At 54.6% G+C, this 22,113-nt stretch carries 31 protein-coding genes, 3 tRNA genes and 1 pseudogene; 8 read left to right on the forward strand and 27 right to left on the reverse strand.

The window, feature by feature from the left end:
• Nucleotide 1: 1 nt before the first annotated feature.
• From ECL_RS15765 to ECL_RS15830, 14 genes are all read right to left on the reverse strand, one after another.
• Nucleotides 2-928 carry a phage minor head protein gene (locus ECL_RS15765; protein WP_013095980.1) on the reverse strand — a complete coding sequence of 309 codons (927 nt, stop codon included), beginning with the start codon at nt 926-928 and terminating at the stop codon, nt 2-4.
• The gene (locus ECL_RS15770; protein ID WP_013095979.1) at nt 888-2,237 is read right to left on the reverse strand and encodes an anti-CBASS protein Acb1 family protein; all 1,350 of its coding nucleotides are present in this window, start codon (nt 2,235-2,237) and stop codon (nt 888-890) included. The genes ECL_RS15765 and ECL_RS15770 overlap by 41 nt, the downstream gene beginning before the upstream one ends.
• A 319-nt stretch (nt 2,238-2,556) precedes the next feature.
• A complete protein-coding gene (locus ECL_RS15775) occupies nt 2,557-3,804 on the reverse strand; it encodes a PBSX family phage terminase large subunit (protein WP_044158824.1) in 1,248 nt (415 codons plus the stop codon).
• Nucleotides 3,797-4,255: a DUF2280 domain-containing protein gene (locus ECL_RS15780; RefSeq protein WP_013095976.1), complete on the reverse strand. Its 459-nt coding sequence runs from the start codon at nt 4,253-4,255 to the stop codon at nt 3,797-3,799. The genes ECL_RS15775 and ECL_RS15780 overlap by 8 nt, the downstream gene beginning before the upstream one ends.
• Nucleotides 4,256-4,286: 31 nt before the next feature.
• On the reverse strand, nt 4,287-4,925 hold the full coding sequence (locus ECL_RS15785; RefSeq protein WP_013097719.1) for a putative metallopeptidase: 639 nt from the start codon (nt 4,923-4,925) through the stop codon (nt 4,287-4,289).
• Between the two features lie 3 nt (nt 4,926-4,928).
• A complete protein-coding gene (locus ECL_RS15790) occupies nt 4,929-5,147 on the reverse strand; it encodes a hypothetical protein (RefSeq protein ID WP_013097720.1) in 219 nt (72 codons plus the stop codon).
• Between the two features lie 101 nt (nt 5,148-5,248).
• Entirely contained in the window at nt 5,249-5,698 is a 450-nt protein-coding gene (locus tag ECL_RS15795; protein ID WP_025759831.1) for a hypothetical protein, read from the reverse strand.
• A gap of 464 nt (nt 5,699-6,162) precedes the next feature.
• Nucleotides 6,163-6,447, reverse strand: a complete 285-nt coding sequence (locus ECL_RS15800) for an Acb2/Tad1 domain-containing protein (RefSeq protein ID WP_013097722.1) — start codon at nt 6,445-6,447, stop codon at nt 6,163-6,165.
• Between the two features lie 9 nt (nt 6,448-6,456).
• Nucleotides 6,457-6,921, reverse strand: a complete 465-nt coding sequence (locus ECL_RS15805) for a lysis protein (protein WP_013097723.1) — start codon at nt 6,919-6,921, stop codon at nt 6,457-6,459.
• The gene (locus tag ECL_RS15810) at nt 6,918-7,412 is read right to left on the reverse strand and encodes a lysozyme (protein WP_013095971.1); all 495 of its coding nucleotides are present in this window, start codon (nt 7,410-7,412) and stop codon (nt 6,918-6,920) included. Before ECL_RS15810 ends, ECL_RS15805 begins: the two co-directional genes overlap by 4 nt.
• Nucleotides 7,390-7,614, reverse strand: a complete 225-nt coding sequence (locus ECL_RS15815; protein WP_013095970.1) for a class II holin family protein — start codon at nt 7,612-7,614, stop codon at nt 7,390-7,392. The genes ECL_RS15810 and ECL_RS15815 overlap by 23 nt, the downstream gene beginning before the upstream one ends.
• Nucleotides 7,615-7,802: 188 nt before the next feature.
• Nucleotides 7,803-7,877, reverse strand: a tRNA-Thr gene (locus ECL_RS15820).
• 5 nt (nt 7,878-7,882) lie between these two features.
• A tRNA-Gly gene (locus ECL_RS15825) sits at nt 7,883-7,956 on the reverse strand.
• A 5-nt stretch (nt 7,957-7,961) separates the two neighbouring features.
• Nucleotides 7,962-8,036: transfer RNA gene (locus tag ECL_RS15830), tRNA-Asn, on the reverse strand.
• A 339-nt stretch (nt 8,037-8,375) separates the two neighbouring features.
• Here ECL_RS15830 and ECL_RS15835 point away from each other — a divergent pair.
• A protein-coding gene (locus ECL_RS15835; RefSeq protein ID WP_087776199.1) for an IS3 family transposase occupies nt 8,376-9,583 on the forward strand; the annotation gives its coding sequence in 2 pieces (ribosomal slippage) (nt 8,376-8,697 and nt 8,697-9,583; 1,209 coding nt in all).
• On the opposite strand, the gene ECL_RS15840 is transcribed toward ECL_RS15835, so the two are convergent.
• The 12 genes from ECL_RS15840 to ECL_RS15895 form a co-directional block, all read right to left on the reverse strand.
• Complete coding sequence (locus ECL_RS15840) at nt 9,575-9,961, reverse strand: HNH endonuclease signature motif containing protein (protein WP_164928062.1); 387 nt, start codon at nt 9,959-9,961, stop codon at nt 9,575-9,577. The two genes, ECL_RS15835 and ECL_RS15840, sit on opposite strands and share 9 nt — an antisense overlap.
• Complete coding sequence (locus ECL_RS15845; protein ID WP_013097724.1) at nt 9,958-10,635, reverse strand: bacteriophage antitermination protein Q; 678 nt, start codon at nt 10,633-10,635, stop codon at nt 9,958-9,960. The genes ECL_RS15840 and ECL_RS15845 overlap by 4 nt, the downstream gene beginning before the upstream one ends.
• A complete protein-coding gene (locus ECL_RS15850; protein WP_088567025.1) occupies nt 10,632-10,748 on the reverse strand; it encodes a hypothetical protein in 117 nt (38 codons plus the stop codon). The genes ECL_RS15845 and ECL_RS15850 overlap by 4 nt, the downstream gene beginning before the upstream one ends.
• The gene (locus ECL_RS15855) at nt 10,745-10,924 is read right to left on the reverse strand and encodes a hypothetical protein (RefSeq protein ID WP_044158181.1); all 180 of its coding nucleotides are present in this window, start codon (nt 10,922-10,924) and stop codon (nt 10,745-10,747) included. The genes ECL_RS15850 and ECL_RS15855 overlap by 4 nt, the downstream gene beginning before the upstream one ends.
• A complete protein-coding gene (locus ECL_RS15860; RefSeq protein ID WP_013097725.1) occupies nt 10,921-11,565 on the reverse strand; it encodes a recombination protein NinG in 645 nt (214 codons plus the stop codon). The genes ECL_RS15855 and ECL_RS15860 overlap by 4 nt, the downstream gene beginning before the upstream one ends.
• Nucleotides 11,558-11,728 carry a NinE family protein gene (locus ECL_RS15865; RefSeq protein ID WP_072072169.1) on the reverse strand — a complete coding sequence of 57 codons (171 nt, stop codon included), beginning with the start codon at nt 11,726-11,728 and terminating at the stop codon, nt 11,558-11,560. Before ECL_RS15865 ends, ECL_RS15860 begins: the two co-directional genes overlap by 8 nt.
• The gene (locus tag ECL_RS15870; protein WP_013097726.1) at nt 11,725-12,162 is read right to left on the reverse strand and encodes a recombination protein NinB; all 438 of its coding nucleotides are present in this window, start codon (nt 12,160-12,162) and stop codon (nt 11,725-11,727) included. Before ECL_RS15870 ends, ECL_RS15865 begins: the two co-directional genes overlap by 4 nt.
• A 178-nt stretch (nt 12,163-12,340) precedes the next feature.
• Nucleotides 12,341-12,520, reverse strand: a complete 180-nt coding sequence (locus ECL_RS28025; RefSeq protein WP_072072168.1) for a primase-helicase zinc-binding domain-containing protein — start codon at nt 12,518-12,520, stop codon at nt 12,341-12,343.
• Nucleotides 12,517-12,765, reverse strand: a complete 249-nt coding sequence (locus ECL_RS15880; protein ID WP_013097727.1) for a DNA polymerase III subunit theta — start codon at nt 12,763-12,765, stop codon at nt 12,517-12,519. Before ECL_RS15880 ends, ECL_RS28025 begins: the two co-directional genes overlap by 4 nt.
• 69 nt (nt 12,766-12,834) lie before the next feature.
• Entirely contained in the window at nt 12,835-13,083 is a 249-nt protein-coding gene (locus ECL_RS15885; protein WP_131725278.1) for a hypothetical protein, read from the reverse strand.
• The gene (locus ECL_RS15890) at nt 13,080-13,484 is read right to left on the reverse strand and encodes a hypothetical protein (RefSeq protein ID WP_013097728.1); all 405 of its coding nucleotides are present in this window, start codon (nt 13,482-13,484) and stop codon (nt 13,080-13,082) included. Before ECL_RS15890 ends, ECL_RS15885 begins: the two co-directional genes overlap by 4 nt.
• A gap of 84 nt (nt 13,485-13,568) precedes the next feature.
• A protein-coding gene (locus ECL_RS15895) for an IS3-like element ISEc52 family transposase (RefSeq protein WP_085929673.1) occupies nt 13,569-14,737 on the reverse strand; the annotation gives its coding sequence in 2 pieces (ribosomal slippage) (nt 13,569-14,488 and nt 14,488-14,737; 1,170 coding nt in all).
• Nucleotides 14,738-14,807: 70 nt separating this feature from the next.
• Between ECL_RS15895 and ECL_RS15900 the strand changes: the two are divergent.
• Nucleotides 14,808-15,101, forward strand: a pseudogene (locus tag ECL_RS15900) (tyrosine-type recombinase/integrase); the annotation flags it as partial.
• Between the two features lie 26 nt (nt 15,102-15,127).
• Here ECL_RS15900 and fliE read toward each other — a convergent pair.
• Entirely contained in the window at nt 15,128-15,442 is a 315-nt protein-coding gene (gene fliE, locus ECL_RS15905) for a flagellar hook-basal body complex protein FliE (protein ID WP_013097729.1), read from the reverse strand.
• Nucleotides 15,443-15,670: 228 nt separating this feature from the next.
• On the opposite strand from fliE, the gene fliF reads away from it, so the two are divergent.
• The 6 genes from fliF to fliK are packed head-to-tail and all read left to right on the forward strand — an operon-like array spanning nt 15,671 to nt 22,111.
• The gene (gene fliF, locus ECL_RS15910; RefSeq protein WP_013097730.1) at nt 15,671-17,350 is read left to right on the forward strand and encodes a flagellar basal-body MS-ring/collar protein FliF; all 1,680 of its coding nucleotides are present in this window, start codon (nt 15,671-15,673) and stop codon (nt 17,348-17,350) included.
• Nucleotides 17,343-18,341: a flagellar motor switch protein FliG gene (gene fliG, locus ECL_RS15915; RefSeq protein ID WP_008500327.1), complete on the forward strand. Its 999-nt coding sequence runs from the start codon at nt 17,343-17,345 to the stop codon at nt 18,339-18,341. Before fliF ends, fliG begins: the two co-directional genes overlap by 8 nt.
• On the forward strand, nt 18,334-19,044 hold the full coding sequence (fliH, locus tag ECL_RS15920; RefSeq protein ID WP_013097731.1) for a flagellar assembly protein FliH: 711 nt from the start codon (nt 18,334-18,336) through the stop codon (nt 19,042-19,044). Before fliG ends, fliH begins: the two co-directional genes overlap by 8 nt.
• Nucleotides 19,044-20,414 carry a flagellar protein export ATPase FliI gene (gene fliI / locus ECL_RS15925; protein WP_013097732.1) on the forward strand — a complete coding sequence of 457 codons (1,371 nt, stop codon included), beginning with the start codon at nt 19,044-19,046 and terminating at the stop codon, nt 20,412-20,414. Before fliH ends, fliI begins: the two co-directional genes overlap by 1 nt.
• 21 nt (nt 20,415-20,435) lie before the next feature.
• Nucleotides 20,436-20,879, forward strand: a complete 444-nt coding sequence (fliJ, locus tag ECL_RS15930) for a flagellar export protein FliJ (RefSeq protein WP_013097733.1) — start codon at nt 20,436-20,438, stop codon at nt 20,877-20,879.
• Complete coding sequence (gene fliK / locus ECL_RS15935) at nt 20,876-22,111, forward strand: flagellar hook length control protein FliK (RefSeq protein WP_013097734.1); 1,236 nt, start codon at nt 20,876-20,878, stop codon at nt 22,109-22,111. The genes fliJ and fliK overlap by 4 nt, the downstream gene beginning before the upstream one ends.
• Nucleotides 22,112-22,113: the final 2 nt, after the last annotated feature.

Below are 22,113 nucleotides of genomic sequence, written 5' to 3' on the forward strand. Positions count from 1 at the left end.
GTTATTTCTCCGCCCAGGCGTAACCGCTCGCCTGCATCGATTTATATTCCTGTTTGAGTTTCGTGATGGTGTCCGGGTATTCCGGCTTGCCGTCCGCATCCACCAGCACCGACTGCTGGCTGCATTTGCAGTTGATGGAGTTGCCATCTTTGCTGTACCAGTCACGCACCTCTTCGTTGGTGTAGAGGTGGGCATGGCGCACTGCGTGGGTATGTCGCGTTGTCGGCGACAGAGCTGAGATGTGAACCAGCAGCGTTTTAAGGCCGAACAGGTCATTCGCCTCTTGGTCTTCATCCCACTTGGCCCGGCGCAGCGCGGTAGTCACTTCAGTGCGTGCTATCCGGTTAGCCCGGCGTTTCTCGATGCCGGTCTGGTCTGTCAGGTTGCGGGCAATGTCCAGAGGATTGAGCCCGCGCCCAACACCATCAGTAAGAACACGCGCCATGTCGCGCTTAACGTCAGCCGTCAGCCCCTTCATTTCCTCAAATACACGCGCATGCACCAGCGCCATGCGTTTCTGATACTGGTCGCTTGCGAGGATGGAGGCCAGCGACTCACGCCCGGCTGCGTACACCGGGGATTGCTGACTGAGGTTGTAGAACGACTGCCCGGTCCCTTTTTCCGAAGCCAGATCGATGTACTCGTAAAACCACAGGTCGTAATCGCCACCTTCAAGCAGTACCTGATCAACCAGGTAACTGGCATCGTTCAGGATGATGGAGAGTAGCATTGGGTTTAGCTGGTATTCGTATCTGGCGTTTACTGCGAGGGAGGAAGGTATTTTGTTGAGTGCTGATTTGTACGCCTTGCCAATCTTATTCATCCGCCTGGCGAAGTCTTTCATTGCCCGGCGTTCCAGCGCATCGGCTCCGGTCGGATCCTGATAGTTACGCGGCAGAATCGGTGGCTTCGTCTTCTTCGTCGCCATCCTCTTCTCCTAATGGAAATTCATCGACGTTTTCATAACCGGCAGCAGTGCGAATTTCTTCACGACTAAAGGCTGGTTTTTCTCCGCTCCCCTGGAACGTCTGGTTAATCTCTGCCATGGTTTTGGCATTTGCGAGTTTCTCAGTTCCAGTCTGTTCGTTGAGGTCATCCCAGATAACCGTCTTCTCGCTGACTGCATCAATAATTTTCAGGTCGATGAGCTTGTCACTGAAGTCTTCAATTTCGAATGACAGGTCACCGCGCCGTGACTGGCAGCGCGCGTTGAAATATTTCTGATCCTCGGTGCTTGCCCTTTCACCCGTCTGCATCCCAACCAGAACCTTCACAGGGATATCAACAGATGCAGCGAAGGTTTGCAGGTTGACGTTATAGGTCGCTGACGGATCCGCTACAGCTGTGACCAGTGGTGTGACTGTAGCCCCTTGGGTTGTCATCAGAACATCGTTACCACGGTTCATTTCCCCGGCAACTTCGTTAAACTTATCCTGCAACTCGTCCATGCTCACGCCATAAAGTGACGCGAGATTGTTGAAATCGATTTCCTTCTCAAAGTTGACATTAAGCTGCCGCGCGGCGTTCTTTAGGAATGACTCACCAGAACCACCCTCGACCTTCTCAAGGCTGACGCAGGCGTTATAGCCAGGCTCAAGGAAGCCAATAGCATCATTAGAATAGTCACCAAGGATAAAGACGCGATCGGGATGTACGAAGCGCTGATTAGTTCCACCGCTTGGAAGGCTCTCAACATATTTCCACTGCTTTGGCTGCCCGTAGCCTGCCGATTTCTGGTCAGTTACCCACTCGCTGACTGTTAATGACCCAGCCCATGCGATCGTAACCTTTTTTAGTGACTTGCCACGAACAACAGGCTGATCCCATGTTCTGGAATCATTGATATGCAGCAGGATACCCGCATAACGTCCGACCTGTCGGCGGCGGTCTGCTTCAGCAAAAGCCCGCCAAAGGCGCTTTGTGAAAACCTTTTTGGTGTTCTTCTCCCAGGCAGTTTCATCCTTACTCTCGTCGGCATCATCACCCTCGATGATTTCCGGGTTGGTCTGCCAGCACTTGCCCACCAGCTTCTCTACTGCGCCGTGGGCTATTCCACCGCGACGATACAGTGCGTAGAGGTTTTCGTAAGTGACCTGCTCAGGGAATCCATACTCGCACCATGCGGAATGGCGCTTATTGTCCAGCCCCATTGTAGGCGCCAACAGCCCCATACGGGCACGGGCCATCCGCGCATCGTTCAACGCATGGTTGACGGCGAGAGTTAATTTGTCAGTCATGGTTTGTCCGTTGGTGGATTTAAGGCATAAAAAAAGGCCGCTTTGGCGACCTTGTGGCTATTTAAAAAGCTAAACTCTGTTGAACGAAATAAACATAATCTGCTCAGGCTTAACGCCATAATCACTTGCCAACTTCTGAGTGCACTCAATTAAGACAGTTGATGCAGATTTCGAAGAGCTTGCACCATAAATTTCGAAGTTTTCAAATACTCCGCCGTTGGTGTGGTAAATCTTATATGACATAAACCAATCATTCATAATATCTACTCCCTTACAGAATTGAGTAGATATTATCGGCAAGTGCATATGTTTCTTTAAATTATCTCAACCTTTTCGGGATCATCATCCCGGCCATCTGGCCCTTACGTTTAATGTGTCCGTCGAGGCTGTAGCGAATACCGTCCCAGCAGTGTTCGTAACCGTCTGCCAGTTTAGGCAATACCTCGCCGGTGATGCGGTCCGTTTTGTAGGACCACATGCGGGCCTCTCTCGCCACATTCTTGCAGCGAGGATGGATAATGATTTCGTCAAAGCCGCGAAGATGCGCGATACCGTCCTCAACACTCCCCTGCCATTTCTCGGCAGCCGAGATGTTGAAGCCCTGGCGCTTGAGATAGCTGATAGTCTCGGGTCGGGCGGAGTCGGCCTTGATGGGCCAGTCACGCGATCCGGGGATTGTGTCGTATAGCTCTGGCATATGGTCGAGCTCTGTCTGCTGACCGTATGCCTCGTATTCGATGTACAGCCGGTTGTGCAGGATGAACGAGCGCACCAGCGTGTTAGGGTCTTTGGCGAAACCGAAGTCAGCACCGAAGAAAAGGCGATCGGCCTCTTTCCATAGCTGGTCCGAGAACTCAGCGATCCGGTATTTACCGGCCAGCACCTGCTTATCAGAGTTTTCGAGGTAAGCACCTTCCCAAACCCACGCGTATGTTGCCGGGTCAAGGCGGCGCTGATCGTTCTGTCGCTCACCTTCCAGCACGTCGGGGAACCATGGATTATCCGTGTAGTTCATCTCAACGGTGATACAGTCGTCGCCAGCCTCTTTACGGAAACGCTTATCCGTGGCGCTGCCGTCGCGCTCCGGGTTCCATGTCACCCAAATCTCTGAACCTTCCTCACGAACGGTCGGGCTCAGCTTCTGCCAGGCTATTTCGCTGACTGATTCAGCCTCATCAACCCAACAGAGCAAGATGCGCGCTTTCGACTTGATGCTGTCGAGGTTATGCCGCAGACCGCAGAACACGTAGTTAACGCTCTTGTCGATGGTGCGGATGTACTTCTCGCCGATATCAAAGTTGGAAGCCAGCCAGGGAACAGACAGGATAGCCTGTTTCACCTCCTGCATACTCGACTCTTCCAGTGAGTTCATGAATTCACGCGCACAGAGCACCACGCCGCTTTCACCGTTCATCATCGACTGATACGCCTTTACGGCTGTCATCAGCGCAAAAGTGCGCGTCTTGGCACTACCACGCCCACCATGCGAGCACCGGTAACGCTTATTCTCGGCGATGAACAGTGGCGCAAGCTTCGCTGGGATCGGCAGTTGAACGGCGTTACTCATGCTTTGGCTCAACAGGCAGTAGCTGGATGATTGTCGGCTGCGGAGTCATGCTGCCATCAGGGCTTGTATGCTCGACTTTCTGGCGATTTGTGTAGGCATCGCCCATTTCTTTGGCGGCCTGCTCGATAAGCTGCGAGGTCATGCCGTAGTTCTTCATCTTTTCAGCATTGGTCGCCATTCGGTCGAGAACGCGTAACCGGTACGCTTTGTTCGCGATCGGGATGTCGGCGATCTCATTCTGGAATCGTTTACGGGTGGCGTTGAACAGGTCAATCCACTTCTGGCTCAACTTGGCCGCCATTGCATTGCCTGGCGTATATTGCGACACCTGCTGCCGTGAGACATCGATGCCGTATTCAGCCTTTACAAGCTCAATGACTTTTACCGGGGTCTCGTAGCAGGCGAGCGACTGAACGATGAAGGCTTTAACCTCTGTCGATAATGCTGCCACAGGCTACCTCCATGACAATCTGAATAAAGCGTTACGCCAGCTTCAACATGCACGTCCCGCATGACCTGGCTATATCGATGTGAGCCACTTCTGCTGGCGCATTGGCAGCATCAACGAGCTCCTGCACTTCTTTGCTGGCACCGTATCGACGTACGACACCAATGAATTCTTCGACGTCGTGGTCGCGCAGTGTAAGCACTGGCTGCCCGGTCTCTTTGTTGAACTTAGGCGCGCCGAAATCATCGGTGGCCTGGGCGATATGGTAAAGCTCGTGCTCTACAAGCGCGCAGAACTCGAGGTCACTGCATTGCGAGCAGTAGTCAGCCGCCAGGGTGATGATGAACTTCGGTATTCGCCCGAACCATTCATGCATCTGCTGTTCCATTCTGGCTTTCTGCCAACCACCGGCGCGGAGCATTACCTGTTCGGCCTGGCCGAGGACGTAGCGCCCCTTCTTCGCGAAAGAATCAGACGCCCACATGAAGCAGAGATCAGCCTCTAAGAGGTGTTCGTGGTCAGGGTTATGGATGCTGCCGGTATCGCTGAGGATTTGGCGATTTATCCACTCATGCACTTCGTTAGCGGGTATCAGCCTGGTGTGTGGCTGCCAGTTGTCGGAGGCGATGAAGTTAACTGGCGGGTATGGCCTGCGCTCGTCATCGTTAACCATGAGTTACTCCGTCGTTTGTTCTGCTGGCTGTTCGGTTTGCTCTGCCGGTACCGGCGTAAACTGCACGCGCTTCACATCGGCCGGAGCGAAGTAAAGCCACTCGCCAGTCTCGGTCGCCAGCGGCACAAATCCGTTAACCAGCTCAGGCTGACGTCGTGACATCTTGCCCGTGAAGGTTTCGCCTGTCTGGGTGGTTAGCGTGATTTGGTAGATGTCGGACATTGAGAGCCTCTTTATCCGTTTGTTGGGGTATTGCCATTACGATGAGCCTCCCCATTTTAATGGCAATAAAAAACCGCCCTCAGGCGGTTAAATTTTGAGATTTAAAATTTTGGTGCTATGCCATATTTCGGCGTCTTTATATTCGCAGCCCAGACTTTGATATCGTTTTGAAGCAACAAAGTGAAATCTGACTTGAGATAGTTAACCATCTCGTTGACCTTGCCTGCATCATTCACTGCAAAGTGTTCAATCCTGTTAGCTCCTACTGATACACAGGTGTAAGTTGCAGGCACATCCTTCCCGTTAGCATTAAGCCGGATCTTCCTATCGCCACAACCACCATCGGACATATAGGATACGAGCATATTAGCTGACTCCCTCCCCGGTTGAGAGATACTTATCATGACAGGCAACCCCTCTGAGGTCTGGGTAATGTCGTAGAGTACAGCATCTTTTTGATACCAGGTATTGTATTCTCTTTCCTGAAACGCTGCGTAGGATGGAGAAGAAATCGTCGCCAGCAAAGCGATTGTAAGAGAGTGAATTTTCATCGGTTGCTATTGTATTGTTTAGGCAAAGTTATTATCCATATTGTGCCAACAGCAACAACAACGTAAGATTATTCCTACTATTTTTAGTAGCGCTAAATTCCCTCTTAGCAACAGTTAAGTACCCATATATCTCATATCAATAAAGCATTATAAATCCCGGTAATTTGCATTAAGTAAAAACTAAATCCATGATAACGAAAAAAATTTGCAATCACCTCTCAATACATTATCAGTATTTTACAGCATCAACCTTATTTTTGGTGAGCTTTTTCGAATGGAGAACCGGCTGCTATGTTTCATCCATGATGTCTAATAACAAAGAGTCACTTATTAAACAAATAAGCGAGTATGCCAGGCTTAACGAGCAGGAAGAAATCCAGTTGCGCAAGATAATCAGCTGATTTATTCATCTGAATAAGTCTATAACCATTATCAAGCCCACCAGCAGGTGAGCTTTGTCATGGCTAGCAATCGGCATCTGGACGCGCTACAGCACGACAGGCCCACATGCAGGCCTCCTGCATTTTGGTACGCGCAATGGCTAGGCAACGCAGCGCTTCAGCACGCTCGCCAGCCTCCTGAGATTTGGCCTCTACAACCTCGATAGAGAGGTGAGTGCGTTCGATATCGAGCTTCTCACAAAAGTCACGGCTAATTTCTTTCAGCTCATTCATTTGCGCGATATCGTCAGCGGTCAGGGTTCGATATCCCTTTACGGTGCTACCATCTTCCGGTTTTGCTTCGCTCATAAATCCTCTTTAATTAAGACACTGCTCTTTGATGTAGTCCTGCATGCCGCGAATCATCTTGTCAGCGGTTGCAATCCCGTCCCGGTGATCGAAATAATTCCGTCGAGCGTCTGGAGTAAGTTCGGGGGCTCCTGCATCATCCACGCCGGGGGCGGAGGTGGCTTTGGACACTCCAGGGCAGGTTGCGGCGATGCGCAGCCGTTTAGCGCCAGAATCGACATCCCGACGCAAATCGTTAATGGTTTTTTTCGCATCGGACAATTCCTTCGTGTATTTGGCATCCAGCGCAGCGACATCCCGCTGGCGCACCTGCATATCTTTGATGGTGTCGTTAGCCAGGCGGAGATTCTCGGTCGCCTTGTCGCGCTGGTCCTTGTAGGTGATGGCGTTGTCGCGGTAGTGGTTAATCGCCCAAGCCATGGAAACCAGCAGGCAGATAACGACAGCACTGATGATGGCTGTTAATCGGCTCATTTCTGGCCCCACTCACAAACTTCACGCTCAATCTCGCGCCGGGTGATAAGCCCCTTCCACTGCTTGCCACCGGCATACGTCCAGCGCTGCAGTTCTTTGCATGCACCCGGAACATCACCGGAGTTAAGCTTCTTCAGCAGCGTCGAGCTGGCAAAAGCACCAGAGCCAACGTTGTAGGTAAAGGAGTAAAGCGCTGCACGGGTAGGCTCAGGGATACGAACCTTGATCAGCGGGTCGATGGAATCTGCCACTTTTCGCAGATCCGACTTCAAAAGGTTATCGCATTCTTTGTCGGTGTAGCGGTGACCGCGGCGAATGTCGGTACCGGTGTGCCCATCGCAAACAGTCCAGACGCCGACCACATCCTGATAGGCGTAATAGCGCCGCCCTTCCAGTCCATCCGCATTGCCCAGCATTACTGCAGCAATCGTGATTGCTCCGGATCCGCCAACAATGGCACCCACCAGCTTATTCCTCAATGTTGGGTTCATCTCGGCTCCTGCTACGGCGGTTGTCTTCGCGGATCTTGAAATAGAGGTTTGTCAGATACGTCAGTACGGCAATGATGATACCCACCAGCACGCCGATAGCGTTCCACTGCTCGGGGCTGTAGGCATTAAGCATGCCGTTTAGGATGCTCCCGGCTGAAGCGCCATAGGCAGCACCAGTGGTTATTTTTTCCATGCGATACATGCTCTCACCTCGCGTAGTTAGCGGGTGCTGTGTGTGTTTGAAAAGGGTCAGGCCCTCGGGACGATTTAACAAGAAGGCATGTCGAGGATGGTTCCCGGGGCCTGGAATAAAAAACCTGGCGACAAGCCAGGAAGATGAGGGTAAGGCAATGTCGGCTCTCTGGCCGAAGGGTCCCAGGTAGTGGGTTCTGGTGCCGGGCAAAGGAATCGAACCTCTGACGCGCAACTTACAAGGCTGCCGTTCTGCCACTGAACTAGACCGGCGAATTTGGAGCATCTGGCGGGATCGAACCCGCATCTTCTGGTTGGAAGCCAGACGTAATTCCCAAACTACGACAGATGCAGAATTGGCGGGACAGGAAGGATTCGAACCTTCGACCATTCGGTTAACAGCCGAACGCACAACCGCTGTGCTTCTGACCCTGAAACGAAAAAGCCCCGCACGATGGCGAGGCTCTTAATTCTATGTCGACCTACGAAGCTATGGCGACGATATCAGATTTACATGAAATATATGCGTTTCAGTTCGGTTTTGCAAGCCTGAAGTGATTAGCAATTCTGTATGCTATATCCGCTCTTTTTACATCATCGTAGAGACCTAAGTACTCGCGCTTTCCGTCTATAAGAATTTGAGCCTGCCACTTTTTGGCCTTCTTGTTGAAGTAAATGCCTGATGTAGCCCCCTGAAACACCAGACAGTAGCTGTATCTCCAGATAAGAGATAGGCTTGAATATATGTCTAACACTAACACCAATTTTGAGATGACCGGGATCCTGTTAGGGCAAGAAGTCCGTAAACGTAAAACTCCTCAGGAGAAGATCGCCATTATCCAGCAGACGATGGAGCCGGGTATGAATGTCTCCCATGTCGCCCGCCTGCATGGTATCCAGCCCAGCCTGCTGTTTAAGTGGAAGAAGCAATATCAGGAAGGCAGCCTCACCGCCGTTGCGGCTGGAGAGGAAGTCGTTCCTGCTTCTGAGCTTACTGCTGCTCTGAAGCAGGTCCGGGAGCTTCAGCGCCTTCTGGGCAAGAAGACGATGGAAGTTGAGATCCTGAAAGAAGCCGTGGAGTACGGTCAGTCGCGAAAATGGATAGCGCACGCGCCCTTGTTGCCAAAGGACGGGGAATAGCCATGGTCAGCCGGACCATGGGCGTGTCGCGTGCGCAACTGTCACTGCGGATTAACCGTTCTGCCGACTGGCAGGACAGGCGCTGTAACCGGCGTAATGAAGAAGCAGACGCAGAAATACTGTCGGCTATCCTCAACATTATCAGCGATATGCCGAGTTATGGTTATCGACGCGTGTGGGGCATCCTGCGCAAGCAACGTCGCACAGAGGGACAGCCACCTGTGAATGCCAAACGGCTTTACAGGATAATGAGCGAGCATAACCTGTTGTTGTTGCATCACAAACCAGAGCGACCGAAGCGTGAACATAAGGGCAAGATAGCGGTGGCAGAAAGCGATATGCGCTGGTGTTCAGATGGCTTCGAGTTCGGCTGCGACAACGGCGAAAAACTGCGGGTAACGTTCGCGCTGGACTGCTGCGACCGTGAGGCCATAGACTGGGCAGCAAGCACGGGAGGCTATGACAGTTCGACCGTGCAGGATGTGATGCTGAGGTCGGTGGAAAAGCGCTTCGGCGACAGGCTGCCCGACACAGCGGTGCAGTGGCTGACGGACAACGGTTCAGCATATACCGCGCATGAAACGCGGAGGTTCGCCAAAGAGCTGAATCTGGAGCCATGTACAACAGCGGTGAGCAGCCCGCAGAGCAATGGCATGGCCGAACGGTTCGTGAAGACGATGAAGGAAGACTATATCGCGTTCATGCCGAAACCGGATGTGAGAACAGCCCTGCGAAACCTTGCAGCGGCGTTCACGCATTACAATGAAAATCACCCGCATAGTGCGCTGGGATATCACTCTCCGAGAGAATACCGGCGGCAGCGGGCATCGTTAACTTAAGATACAAAAGCTGTCCGGAAATGGCGGGTCAAGATCAATGCCCTTGCTTCCTGATGTGTTGTTTTTGTACATGCCAGTGTTGAGGGAGTTTAGTTGGCTGGTTGCCTCTCTTAGATTGGCAATCCTGTTGTCATTTCTTATTCTGTTTATGTGATCTATCTCTTTTTCCGGCAAATATCCATGAACATAAAGCCATGCTAAACGATGGGAGAGATATATTTTTCCTGAAATGGTTATCCTCTCGTAACCAAGTCTATCTATATGCCCAGCCACTCTTCCTACCACTACATTCTGACGTTTTTTTATCCACGTAAATACGCCCGTCTTCTCGTCATAACTTAGAAGCTCTTTTAACGTGCTCTGGTTAATCTTTTTCATTTTTGAGCCTCTGAGTTTGTCGCCTTTTGTTGTGAACGTGATCGCGTTACGGAGATAAGCGCACCGCTATCGAGCCGCTTAAAGCTGTTACGCATAGCCAGCCAGTGAGGCAGATACGTTTCTGTCCAGGTGGATTTAGCCACGCCCACCAGCTCCGCCAACGCATGATATTCATACGTCTCACGCCCTGCCAGCTCCGCTTTGACGTCCTGCGCCGCCAGCCAGATAAGTTTCTTCATCCGATCCATCGTCTTGCCGGCTACTTTCTTCGCACCGAGTTGTTCCCGGAATTCTGCCCAAGCCCACTGAGTGATCGCCACCTGGTACTCGAACCGGATGTTCTCGCTGTAGTTCCACAGCAGCCATGCTTTCTGGTGGTCTTCAAGCGACAGGACAGCGCGGCGCCAGGATGCGGTCACGAACTCTACCGGACTTACAAGCGCGATTGACGAGCCCTTGGCGCGGGACTGACTACCGCTCATCGGCGGACCGTCTGGGTTGACCATGCGCTGCTTATCCCTGTCGAATACCTTTTTCCGGCCCCGGCTGCGCGCCGTCGCGGTGAATTGCGCATTCTCGGCGAAAGCTACCAGTTGCCCTTTCGTCGCCCCGCTGAGGTCTGCGGTCGCCACAATAAGCTGCTGACGTACGTATTCCAGTTGCAGACTGTTCATGCGGCTTCCTTATGTGGCTGATTGGTTTTGGTCTGGCTGTGCTTTGCTACTGGCGGCAGGCTGGCGCGCTTAACGCTTTCTGCCTGGTACCGGATAATCTGGTCACGGGTCATTGCTGAATCCTCAACGCTGCCTCAAGGTCTGACTGCGGGATTGCCAGAAGCGTCCTTCGCTGCTCGGCGGTGATGTTACGCATCCCCATGAAAACAATGCCTGCAGGAGTCTTTACAGCGGCGACATGCTTTGAGCGATACCAGTTGAGTAAAGCGAGGGTGTTATGGGTGCTCATGCTGCCTCCTGTCGGCGGGCGCGGCGTTTTTCCAGCGCGCGGGCTTTGCGTGTGAAAATGGATTTGATGCGCTGAAGGTATGGGATATCGAAGCGGCGCGGATCGTTATCAGATTCAAGGCGCTCGACACGTTCCTGTCCGATACGCTCAATCAGACGGATCCGGTACTCGACAGCATTGCCGCTCAACTGCCGGTTGCAGCGGGTGCAAGCGGAGTGGACGTTAAACACGTTGAATTTGAGATGCGATGCAGCGCCGCGCGAACGGTAATGGCTGGCGTCAATGGCGCTGCCTGTCAGGTAATTGCTCTTGCCGATGAGTGGATTGCCGCAGCTGACGCATTCTTTTCCCTCGTCCCGGATCCGTATGTAGCGGTTGAAGGCCGATTGGGCTTCTTTATCCCACTGAGCTTTAGTCTTGAATGACTCGCGCTTGGCCTTGCGACGCTGGCGGCCTGCCTTCTCTTCGGCGCGCTGGCGCTGAGCTTCCTTCTGCTGAGCGGCTTCGCGGGCTTTTGCGGTCTGTTCTTTGCCGATAGCGCTGGCGCACTCGAATGAGCAAACTACCTGCCCGTCGCGGACCGGGTGGAACCACTGACGACAAGCTTTATGGGCGCACTTGCGGCGCGGTAACTTAGCCATTCGCCCTCCGCGCCGCGAGACGCAGCCATTTCTGATCCACTAGGCGGGCGGTGTAGTCTTTCAGTGTCGGGATGTCGGACGGATTAACCACGGGCTTGCGCTGACGGCGAGTCGGAACGCGGAAGATTTCGTTTGTGATGACGCGTGCGAGAGGATTATTCATGCAAGCCTCCCAAAATAATCGCCACGATAACGGACATCGCGAAGTTGGATGTTCTGGCTGACGGCGAAAGCCTGGGTGTACTCAATCAGGCTGTTCATCCGCTTGATCCCCATCGATGAGGTGCTTTCGCGAATTGCCACCAATTCCCCCTCAAGCCCGGCAATAACCTTCCCCTGCCCTCCAGTGGCAATGGAGTGACCGGAGACCAAAATTGATTTCCACGACGGAAGCGACCAAGCAGACCCAGCCCACTGAATGCGATGCTTTGCCAGGTCGCCGCAAAGCGCGTGGAACAGTGAATTCTGGGGAAGGGTGCGCTTAGGGTCGGCAAAACTCACCACTAGCGGGAAATCTGCGTTTACAGGCTGCTTGTTGATGTAGTCGATGAGGTTGCGGCGAACCTGCTCGTCGCGTAGGTAGAATTTGATACTCATACGGCCTCCTTAACGGAAACCGCAGAATGCAGAAAATCGCAGGTGCATTTCTGCATCTGTGACAAGGTGAGGAGTTCAGATTGTGGTCGCATTTAAGTCCCCTTAAATGCGCAGAAGTCACCGGAGTTGTTCAGGCTCCGATGACATGATTATGGCGGGTTGATTATGGAAAATCAATTTACTCAGACTTGTCTTTACCTTCTTTCTGGTCAGACAGCACGGTTCCAATAGGAACTCCATTCAATTGACCTACCTCTCCGCAATCACTGCATACCCAATCGCCAGTTTGCGTACCAAGATAATACTCTTTGTGTACATTGCTAGACCCACATTTTGGGCATTTAGATGGACGACTCACTTCCCTTCCTCCTGTTTAAGGTAAACCGGATCGCTACCTTTCGGTAAGGTTATCGACTTCTCTCGATAAAACTTCAGGCGTTCAAGGAAGTAATCTCGCAAATGCTCCGGCTGCTCTCGCATCACCACCTCAGCAATAACCGGCATGTTCAGGCGCTCTTTGTACGCCACTCCGGAGGCCGCAAGGTCAACGTTAACCTTATCGCGGTCCTCCTGCGGTTTGGCTGCAATGTTCCAGTCCGACATAAAAAATCCCCTCGTTGATTTGAGGGGATTATACATCAGTACTGCGCTACCTTGCTTTCTACCCTGCCATTAGCCATCAATCGGTCCCCACGCAGCCTCAGGAACCGTCTCGGACAGATATCCGCCGCACTTCCTGCAGTAAAACGTTGTCACGCCCTCCTGGGTATATGTGAACTGCCCAACCTTAAATGGCTCAATGTTCTGGTCTGGATAGAACGGTCTCTTCCTGTCGGTGCGGCCGCACGACTTTGGATCGGCGTTTAACTCGATGCTGATTGGCTCGCCGCAGTTGCATGTCCCCTGGATGATTTCCATCACTTCACCTCCTGCTGCGGTGCTGATGGCGCTGACAAAATGTTGACAAGAGTCTCATTTTCCATGCTGTCGCAATGTTCCTGCAGCCTATTTATGATTGCCTGCAATGCAAACTTAGGAACCATATTCCCCTTGCCGATTTGTGGGCAGTTTTCCGTGCCGAGCCTAAAGTTCTCAATCTGCAGCAACAGACCATCCTCACCTTCGGATGCACTGAATACACCAAATGCTTCGATGTCGTATGCATCTGGAATCACCGGAGAGTCGCCATCTGCACCCTGAAGCATGGCGTCGCGGCGTAACTTGGCAGGCACGTCAGCCCATACCCCGGCACCAGACCTGTCTTCGTTGCTGAGCAGGTCTTCTATCGCAGATGCTGCCATGTGAAGCAGGTCTTCATCCATCACAGATACCGGCGCTGGCGGGGCGGTGAATAGCGCAACCACATCCCCAACAGTCCGCTCCATTGCCTCACCTAAATGAAGTGGTCAACAAAAACTGGCCACCGCGTTAGAGTTTTTCCAGTATCGGTTTTCTGATTCGTTTGGCGGTAACCCACCATTATATTCGTGCGGTCTTAGTGCGCTGTAATATCCAACGATATAGTCCGTTATTGCGTGAGCTGCATCGCTGAAGCTTACATAGCCCGTCGCCGGCACCCATTCGTTCTTCAGACTCCTGAAGAAGCGCTCCATTGGGCTGTTATCCCAGCAGTTTCCACGCCGACTCATACTCTGCCTGATCCGGTATCGCCACAGTAACTGCCGGAACTGCCTGCTCGTATAATGGCTGCCTTGATCGCTGTGGAACATCACCCCGACGGGCTTACCACGGGTTTCCCATGCCATTTCCAGTGCTTTCATGGTGAGCCTGCTGTCCGGCGAGAACGACATGGCCCAGCCCACTGGTTTTCTTGCGAACAGGTCGAGAACAACGGCGAGGTACGCCCAGCGCTTACCCGTCCAGATATAGGTCACATCACCGCACCACACCTGATTTGGTTCCGTTACGGCGAACTGTCGCTCAAGATGATTCGGGATAGCAACGTGCTCATGACCGCCACGCTTATACCGGTGAGTCGGCTGCTGGCAACTGACCAGCCCCAGCTCTTTCATGAGTCTGCCAGCAAGCCAGCGCCCCATCTGGTAACCTCTCTGGGTTGCCATTGTGGCGATGCTTCTTGCTCCGGCAGAGCCGTGGCTGATGCCATGCAGTTCAAGTACCTGACTGCGTAATACAGCCCGTCTGCCGTCTGGCTTTTCAGGACGGTTTTTCCAGTATTTGTAGCTGCTGCGATGAACCCCGAACACATGGCAGAGAGTGGCCACAGGATAACGCGCCCTGAGTTTCCCGATTATCGAGAACTGTTCAGGGAGTCTGACATCAAGAGCGCGGTAGCCTTTTTTAATATTTCATTTTCCATTTCAATACGTTGTAGCTTTTTCCTGAGCTCACGGATTTCAATTTGTTCCGGGGTAATGGGGGAGGCTTTTGGTGTTTTGCCCTGCCGTTCATCACGTAATTGTTTCACCCATCGCGTCATTGTGGAAAGGCCGACATCCATAGCGCTGGCTGCATCTGCCACGGTGTAGTTCTGGTCAACGACCAGTTGAGCGGATTCGCGTTTAAACTCTGCGCTGAAATTTCTTTTTTTCATTATGACACCTGTGTTGTTCTGAGGTGAGCATATCACCTCTGTTCAGGTGGCCAAATTCAGTAAACCACTTCATTACGCAGTGGGGTCGATCAACCAGTCGTGGGAAGCGGCAATGCGACGCGCCGGGATTCGCTATCGCAGAGCATACCAGTCCCGACACACGTATGCATGCTGGTCGTTAGCTGCCGGTGCAAACCCGAACTTCATCGCGAAGCAAATGGGCCACACCGACGCGCAAATGGTTTACCGGGTGTACGGATCCTGGATGGCTGAAAATAACCAGGACCAGGTACTCATCCTCAACCAGAAATTGAGTGAGTTTGCCCCATCCATGCCCCACGCAGTGGGATCGGATGGTTATTAATTATAAATATCATTAGGTTATATAACCTAAACTTGCATGCCCATCACTTCCTGATACGCAGACACCAGCTTATTACGCACCTGGATCCCCATCTGCAGAGAGACCGAGGCTTTTTGCAAATCGGTCATCACATCGTTCAGCGCCACGCCAGGTTCACCGAGGGTGAACTTCTCGGCCTGGGTACGCGCGGCGGTCTGGGTATCGCTGATACGGTCGAGCGCAGCATGCAGTTGCCCGGCAAAGCTGATGGTCGGCTGCTGTTCTGCCACATTCTGATTACGGGCCGTCATCGCGGTTGCCTGCAGCTGACTGATAACCCCTTCAATACCCTGTATAGCCATGACTCTCCCCTGGATGGTTTTTTACGCGGTCAAGACTAACAGCTTGTCAATAAGATAATGGCGGTAAATAGCGATAAAAAACCAGGTTATTTGGCCCATAGAAAATCACGAATCATCAAATAATGGCTGGGCCATCAATATGGAACTTTTGTCGTGTTTGCCGACCCGGGAGTCAGTTTTGTTTCTCTACACGAATAACGTAAACCACCAGGATTTAAGAGGTGCGCAATGAGTGCAGCAGCATCGACAGCGCCGCAGAATAAATCACTCGAGTGGATGAACCGCCTTCGCGCGAATCCTAAAATCCCGTTGATCGTGGCAGGCGCTGCCGCAATTGCGATCCTTGTAGCGATGGTGTTGTGGGCGAAAAGTCCTGATTACCGCACGCTTTACAGCAACCTTTCCGATCAGGATGGCGGCGCCATCGTCACCCAACTGACTCAAATGAACATCCCTTATCGCTTCGCCGATAACGGGGGTGCGCTTGAGGTACCGGCAGATAAAGTCCATGAACTCCGTCTGCGTCTGGCGCAGCAGGGCCTGCCGAAGGGCGGCGCAGTGGGTTTTGAACTGCTGGATCAGGAAAAGTTCGGTATCAGCCAGTTCAGCGAACAGGTGAACTACCAGCGTGCGCTGGAAGGTGAATTGGCCCGCACGATTGAAACATTAGGCCCGGTGAAGAGCGCCCGCGTGCACCTTGCCATGCCTAAACCGTCCCTGTTTGTCCGCGAACAGAAATCCCCGTCGGCTTCCGTTACTGTCAACCTTGAACCCGGCCGGGCGCTGGATGAAGGGCAAATCAGCGCGGTTACACATTTAGTTTCCAGCGCCGTCGCCGGTTTACCGCCGGGTAACGTCACGCTGGTTGACCAGAGTGGTCACCTGCTGACCCAAAGCAATACCGCCGGACGCGATCTGAATGACGCGCAGCTGAAATATGCCGCCGATGTGGAAGCGCGCCTCCAGCGCCGCATCGAAGCGATCCTCGGCCCGGTTGTGGGTAACAGCAACGTCCATGCCCAGGTTACCGCGCAGATCGACTTCTCTAATAAAGAACAGACCGAAGAGCAGTACCGCCCGAACGGCGATCCGGCTCAGGCAGTGATGCGCTCTCGCCAGGTTAACGAAAACGAACAGGTTGGCGGTGCATACCCAGGCGGCGTGCCGGGCGCACTCTCTAACCAGCCTGCCCCGGCTAACGCGGCCCCTATTTCCACGCCGCCGGCTAATCAGCAGAACGGTCAGCAAAATCAGCAGACCACAACCTCGACGGCCAGCAATGCCGGTCCACGTACCAACAGCCGTAACGAAACCACCAACTATGAAGTGGATCGGACTATCCGCCACACGAAACTGAACGTGGGTGATATTCAGCGTCTGTCGGTGGCCGTCGTGGTGAACTACAAAACGCTGCCGAATGGCAAACCGCTGCCGCTGACGGCAGAGCAGATGAAGCAGATCGAAGACCTGACCCGTGAAGCGATGGGTTACTCCGAGAAGCGTGGCGATAGCCTCAACGTGGTGAATTCACCGTTTAACCCGGTAGATGAGACCGGCGGTGAGCTGCCGTTCTGGCAACAGCAGGCGTTTATCGATCAGCTGATGTCTGCAGGACGCTGGCTGCTGGTGCTGATTGTCGCCTGGCTGCTGTGGCGTAAGGGCGTTCGTCCTCAGTTGCAACGTCGTGCAGAAGCCGAGAAAGCGGCTCGCGAACAGATTAACGCGCGTCAGGAAGTGGAAGAAGCGGTGGAAGTCCGCCTCAGCAAAGATGAACAGATGCAGCAGCGTCGTGCTAACCAGCGCATGGGTGCTGAGGTCATGAGCCAGCGCATTCGCGAAATGTCAGATAACGATCCGCGCGTCGTGGCGCTGGTCATCCGCCAGTGGATGGGTAACGAACATGAGTAATACGCTTACGGGCACCGATAAAAGCGTCATCCTGCTGATGACCATTGGCGAAGATCGTGCGGCAGAGGTGTTTAAACACCTCTCCCAGCGAGAAGTACAAATTCTGAGTGCGGCCATGGCCAACGTGCGTCAGATCTCCAACAAACAGCTGACCGAAGTGTTGTCGGAATTTGAGCAGGAAGCCGAACAGTTTGCAGCGCTCAACGTCAACGCCAACGACTATCTGCGCTCCGTGCTGGTCAAGGCGCTGGGTGAAGAGCGTGCCGCCAGCCTGCTGGAAGACATTCTCGAAACGCGCGATACCGCCAGCGGGATCGAAACGCTCAACTTTATGGAGCCGCAGAGTGCCGCCGACCTTATTCGCGACGAGCACCCGCAGATTATCGCCACCATTCTGGTTCACCTCAAACGTGGTCAGGCGGCCGATATTCTGGCGCTGTTCGAAGAGCGCCTGCGTCACGATGTGATGCTGCGTATCGCCACCTTCGGCGGTGTCCAGCCAGCGGCGCTGGCGGAGCTGACCGAAGTGCTGAACAACCTTCTCGACGGCCAGAACCTCAAGCGCAGCAAAATGGGCGGCGTGAGAACGGCGGCGGAAATCATCAACCTGATGAAAACGCAGCAGGAAGAAGCCGTTATTACGGCAGTTCGCGAGTTCGACGGCGAGCTGGCGCAGAAAATTATCGACGAGATGTTCCTGTTCGAAAACCTGGTCGAAGTGGACGACCGCAGCATCCAGCGCCTGCTCCAGGAAGTGGATTCCGAGTCGCTGCTTATCGCCCTCAAAGGTGCCGAACAGCCGCTGCGCGAGAAGTTCCTGCGCAACATGTCCCAGCGTGCGGCAGATATCCTGCGCGACGACCTTGCCAACCGTGGCCCGGTGCGTCTGTCTCAGGTGGAAAACGAACAGAAAGCGATCCTGCTCATCGTTCGTCGTCTGGCAGAAACCGGCGAGATGGTAATTGGCAGCGGAGACGACACCTATGTCTAATGAGCTACCGTGGAAGCGCTGGACGCCTGACGATCTGGCCCCTGCCCTCTCTGAATTCACCCCGGCTGTCGTAGCGTCGCCCGAGGAGGGCGACACCGACGTCGAGGCGCCTGAACTGAGCGAAGAAGAACAGCGCACACAGATGCTGGCGCAGTTACAAATGCAGGCGCATGAGCAAGGTTTTAATGCTGGCCTGAACGAAGGCCGACAGAAGGGCCATGACCAGGGTTATCAGGAAGGTCTGGCGAAAGGGTTAGAACAGGGTATTGAGCAGGCGCGCCAGCAGCAGGCGCCTCTCCATGCCCGTATGCAGCAGCTGGTCAGCGAGTTCCAGCACACCCTGGATGCGCTGGACAGCGTGATTGCTTCCCGGTTGATGCAGATGGCGCTGGAAGCGGCCCGTCAGGTAATTGGCCAGACCCCGGCGGTCGATAATTCAGCGCTGATCAAACAAATTCAGGGCCTGCTGCAGCAAGAGCCGTTGTTCAGCGGAAAACCGCAACTGCGCGTTCATCCGGACGATCTCCAGCGCGTGGAAGAGAGTCTCGGTGCCACGCTGAGCCTGCACGGCTGGCGTCTGCGCGGTGACCCGTCGCTACATCACGGCGGATGCAAAGTCTCCGCCGATGAAGGCGATCTGGATGCCAGCGTCGCTACCCGCTGGCAGGAACTGTGCCGCCTGGCGGCTCCGGGAGTCGTCTGATGACCGCACGCCTCACTCGCTGGCTCAACACGCTCGATAACTTTGAAACGAAGATGGCGCAACTGCCATCTGTTCGTCGTTATGGGCGCCTGACCCGCGCCACCGGTCTGGTGCTGGAAGCCACCGGCCTGCAGCTGCCTTTGGGGGCCACCTGCGTGATCGAGCGTCAGGATGGGCAGGAAACGCGAGAAGTGGAAAGTGAAGTGGTGGGCTTTAACGGCCAGCGTCTTTTCCTGATGCCGCTTGAAGAGGTGGAAGGCATTCTGCCCGGCGCGCGCGTCTATGCGAAAAACATCATCGGCGATGGTCTGCAAAGCGGTAAGCAGCTCCCGCTCGGCCCTGCCCTGCTGGGCCGCGTGCTGGACGGCAGCGGTAAACCGCTCGACGGCCTGCCCGCCCCGGACACCACCGAAACCGGCGCGCTGATCACCCAACCGTTTAACCCCCTGCAGCGTACCCCGATCGAACATGTTCTTGATACCGGTGTGCGCCCGATCAACGCCCTGCTGACCGTCGGTCGCGGCCAGCGTATGGGGCTGTTCGCCGGTTCAGGGGTGGGTAAATCGGTCCTGCTCGGCATGATGGCCCGTTACACCCAGGCCGATGTGATCGTCGTGGGGCTGATCGGTGAACGTGGCCGCGAAGTTAAAGACTTCATTGAAAACATTCTGGGTGCGGAAGGCCGCGCCCGTTCGGTGGTCATCGCCGCCCCGGCGGATGTCTCCCCGTTGCTGCGTATGCAGGGTGCCGCGTATGCCACCCGCATCGCCGAAGATTTCCGTGACCGCGGCCAGCACGTGCTGCTGATCATGGACTCCCTGACCCGTTACGCGATGGCGCAGCGTGAAATCGCGCTGGCCATCGGTGAGCCACCGGCCACCAAAGGCTATCCGCCGTCGGTCTTTGCCAAACTCCCGGCGCTGGTTGAACGCGCAGGGAACGGCATTAGCGGCGGTGGCTCCATTACCGCGTTTTATACGGTGCTGACCGAAGGCGATGACCAGCAGGACCCGATTGCCGACTCTGCGCGGGCGATCCTCGACGGCCATATTGTGTTATCGCGTCGCCTGGCCGAAGCCGGACACTATCCGGCCATTGATATTGAAGCATCCATCAGCCGCGCAATGACGGCGCTGATTACCGAGAAGCACTACGCCCGCGTGCGTAACTTCAAACAACTGCTCTCCAGCTTCCAGCGCAACCGCGATCTGGTGAGCGTGGGGGCGTATGCCAAAGGTAGCGATCCCATGCTCGACAAAGCGATTAGCCTGTGGCCGCAGCTGGAGGCATTTTTGCAACAAGGCATATTTGAACGTGCCGACTGGGAAGATTCGATTCAGGCTCTGGAGCTGATTTTCCCGCAGGTGTAACACAGGTGGAGGGCGACGGTCATGGCGCAAAACAGCGCGTTATCAACGCTGAAAGATCTGGCTGAAAAAGAAGTTGATGATGCCGCATTGCAGCTTGGCGCAATGCGACGCGGGTGCCAGCAGGCTGAAGAGCAGTTGAAGATGTTAATCGACTATCAGCATGAGTATCGCACCAACCTCAATACCGATATGACACAGGGCATTGGAAGCCAGCGCTGGATTAACTATCAGCAGTTTATTCAGACGCTGGAGAAGGCGATAGAACAGCATCGCCAGCAGCTTCAGCAATGGACCCAAAAAGTCGACACCGCGCTGAATTTCTGGCGCGAGAAGAAGCAGCGACTGCAGGCCTGGCAGACCTTACAGGACCGGCAGATTGCCGCGGCGACGCTGGCGGAAAACCGCCAGGATCAGAAAAAAATGGATGAGTTTGCCCAGCGCGCATCAATGAGGAAACCGGAATGATCACACTGCAACAACTGCTGATGACCGACAGCGACCTGTCAGGCGGCATGCAAACGGGGAAAGGCACCGACGGTGCGCAAGACTTTCTTTCTCTGCTGGCGGGCGCGTTAACGGACGCCAGCGGTCAGGGCAAAGATGCGCCGCTGACGCTGGCCGACCTGAAGGCGGCTGGCAGCAAGCTGTCCAGGGTCGCGAAGGACGCCGGGGGAGAGTCCACCCTGCAGGCGAAAATTGCCGATCTGCTCGCGCGTCAATCCACGCAGGCTGGCGATGAAACGGCGCAGACGACGCCGCTGCAAACGCTGGTCTCCGGGCTGATGCCTGCCGCTAAGGGCGATGCCCTGAAGACGTTGACCACGGCGAATAGTGCCGATAACAGCAAAACCGAACTGAGCGAAGAAGAGCTGGCGGGCTTAAGCGCGCTGATGGCCATGCTGCCGCACCAGCAGACCTCCACGCCGATCCCGGCGAAAGGCGCGGGCAGTGAGGGGCTCAAAGCAACGTCTGCCCTGACCGCCACGACGCTTACGCAAAATGGTACGTCTGCACACGCACTGGGCAGCGCCCTGACGGGCAAGGATAACGTGCAGCCGTCTTTCGCCGGGCAGGCGCAAAACGTTGATCCGTCCCTGCCGGCCAACGCACCGGCGACGCCAGCGCTCGCCGTCGCGGCCGAGAAACAGGATCTTGCCAGCGCGTCTTCGTCTTCAACACCAACCGCCACCCTGGCGCCGATTGTCTCCAGCCACGCCACCGCGCAGCCTGCCGCAACCGTTGCCACTGCTCCGGTGCTGAGTCAGCCGCTCGGCACCCACGAATGGCAACAGAACCTGAGCCAGCACATCACGCTGTTTGCGAAGCAAGGACAGCAAACCGCAGAGTTGCGCCTGAACCCGGAAGATCTGGGCCAGGTGCACATTTCGCTGAAGCTGGATAATGACCAGGCGCAGCTGCAGATGGTCTCTGCGCACGGCCACGTGCGTGCTGCACTGGAAGCCGCCCTGCCGGTACTGCGTACGTCACTGGCGGAAAACGGCATTCAGCTTACGCAGAGTAGCGTCAGCAGCGAGAGCTTTGCCGGGCAGCAGCAGTCTTCGTCCCAGCAGCAACAGCAGGCGTCGCGTTCCGGCCAACATGGCGGATTTACTGAAGAGAGCGATGAGTTGCTGCCGACCCCGGCAGCCCTGCAATCCGCTGCGAGCGGCAACCGCGCCGTAGACATCTTCGCCTAAAC

This window comes from Enterobacter cloacae subsp. cloacae ATCC 13047, from assembly GCF_000025565.1.
Classification (GTDB): domain Bacteria; phylum Pseudomonadota; class Gammaproteobacteria; order Enterobacterales; family Enterobacteriaceae; genus Enterobacter; species Enterobacter cloacae.